This is a genomic window from Mesorhizobium sp. LMG 17147 (genome assembly GCF_024297145.1).
Taxonomy (GTDB): Bacteria; Pseudomonadota; Alphaproteobacteria; order Rhizobiales; family Rhizobiaceae; genus Mesorhizobium.
Genome location: NZ_JANCTC010000052.1, coordinates 1 through 1,408 on the forward strand (window position 1 = coordinate 1; position 1,408 = coordinate 1,408).

At 58.2% G+C, this 1,408-nt stretch carries 1 protein-coding gene; it reads left to right on the top strand.

The window, feature by feature from the left end:
• On the top strand, nt 1-1,408 hold a 1,408-nt coding region (locus NMG46_RS29505), incomplete at both ends, for an aldehyde dehydrogenase family protein (protein ID WP_254820780.1).

Consider the following 1,408-nt stretch of genomic DNA (forward strand, 5'->3'; position numbering starts at 1 on the left):
GGCAAACGGATCGAGGTTGATGACCCTTCAAACGGAGAGACGGTAGCGGTTATTGCAGAGGCAGGACCTGAAGAAGTGCATCTCGCCGTTGCTGCCGCCGACCGTGTCTTTCGCGACCGCGTTTTGATAGACATGCACCCGTACGACCGTGGGCGCATGCTTTTCCGCGTGGCGGACGCACTTGAGGCACGCAGCGACGAGGTCGCGATCATTAACTGCATAGACACTGGGAAGGCGTTGGACCTTGCCCGTGGCGAGGTTCGGACCGCCGTCAGATACCTGCGGTACTACGCTGGTTTGGCGGACAAGCTCGAAGGTCGCTCTATTCCGCGGGGCGCGGATCTTGTTGACTATACGGTCAGAAGCCCCTTCGGAGTGTCAGCCCAGATCGTTCCTTGGAACGGCCCCCTCGAACTGACGGCCCGTTCGCTAGCTTGCGCCATTGCAACTGGTAACGCAGTGGTAGTGAAGTCCCCCGAACTGGCTCCTTTATCAGGCATCGAACTTGCTCGCGCCTGTGAGACCGCGGGCCTGCCTGCCGGAGCCGTAAACGTGCTCACTGGGTACGGCCAGACGGCAGGCCAGGCGCTGATCGATCATCCCGATGTTCGCCACATCGTCTTTACGGGCTCCATGGCAACCGGGCGAACCGTCCTCAAGGCTGCAGCGGAGCGCATCGTGCCCTGCATCATGGAACTGGGCGGCAAATCAGCCGCTGTCGTTTATTCCGATGCCGATCTCGATTCCGTCGTGGAAGCGGTGCGTATCGGCACCTATCTAAATGCTGGCCAGAATTGCAACAACCTAACAAGATTGCTTGTAGAGCGTTCAATCGCTGATGAAACGTTAGAAAGAGTGAAGGCCTGCGTCGAAGGACTCTCAATTGGACCAGGACGCGAAAACTGCGACATCACCCCGTTGATCTCTCAAAAGCAGCGAGAGGGGGTCGAGAGCGCCTGCCGGATGGCCCTGTCGCAAGGGGCACGGCTTGTGGCCGGCGGAACTGCACTTTCGGAGCGAAGCGGCTATTTCATGGCGCCGACTGTATTTGCCGATGTCGCGCCAAATAGTAGTCTTTTCCAGGAAGAAGTCTTCGGCCCTGTTCTTTCCGTTACTGCTTTCGATCATCCGATAAAAGGGATCGAACTGGCAAACGATACCGATCAAGGCTTGGCAGCGGGCGTTTTCACCCGGGATATCGACCGGGCTCTTTGGAGCGCGGATCGCCTTTGGGCTGGCCAGGTGTACGTGAATGGATGGTACGTCGGCGGCGTAGAAACGCCGTTCGGTGGAGTGAAGAAGTCTGGCTACGGCAGGGAAAAGGGTCAGGAAGCCCTTGATGGCTACGTGCAGACCAGAAATATTGGCATCCGGATCTCACAACCCTTGTCTGGTTCGGGCAACAGCG